Origin of the sequence: Acidovorax sp., assembly GCF_046291265.1 — a bacterium.
Taxonomy (GTDB): Bacteria; Pseudomonadota; Gammaproteobacteria; order Burkholderiales; family Burkholderiaceae_C; genus Acidovorax.
In genome coordinates, this window is the sequence record NZ_JBKBTV010000196.1 from 1 (window position 1) to 525 (window position 525).

Sequence of the window (525 nt, forward strand, 5' to 3'; positions counted from 1 at the left end):
GCACGGCTGGCGGAGGCGGAGGCGCGTGCGCGCGGCGCGGAGCAGCGAGCAGCGGAGCTGGAGCGGCAGCAGGTGTGCGGCCGGCAAACGCAGGCCACCACCCGCGCCCGCTCACCTGCCACGCGTGCGCGCGCAGGCGATGGGGCGGCGTGCGGCGCAGGAGGCGGAGCGAGGGCACGGTGACGCGCTGCGCGAGGTGGCAGAGGAGCTGCAGCGCACACAAGAGGCGCTGGGCAGCGCAGTGGCGGCCCAGGGGGACAATGAATCCAAGCTGCAGGTGCGCGCCCACCCTCGTGACGCCGCGCTGCATGGCGCCGCGGTGCGCTGAGCTTTGCCCCGGGTGCGTGCGTAGGATGCGCTGGAGGTGGTGGCGCAGGCGGAGGCGGAGCTGGGCGGCAAGCTGGCCATGTGGGAGGCGGCGGAGCAGTGGCAGGCGCTGCACGAGGCATGGCACGGTCAGCCCATGCTGCAGCTGGCTGCGGAGCACGTGCACGCAGAGACGGGGGACTGCCTGCACGCGCTGGA

1 protein-coding gene is annotated in these 525 nt (G+C 74.7%); it reads left to right on the top strand.

Annotated elements, in window-relative coordinates; translation table 11 throughout:
- Positions 1–124 precede the first annotated feature (124 nt).
- Positions 125–328 (top strand): hypothetical protein, encoded by a 204-nt coding sequence (locus ACK41V_RS23865; RefSeq protein WP_409786201.1) that lies wholly within the window; start codon positions 125–127, stop codon positions 326–328.
- Positions 329–525 lie beyond the last annotated feature (197 nt).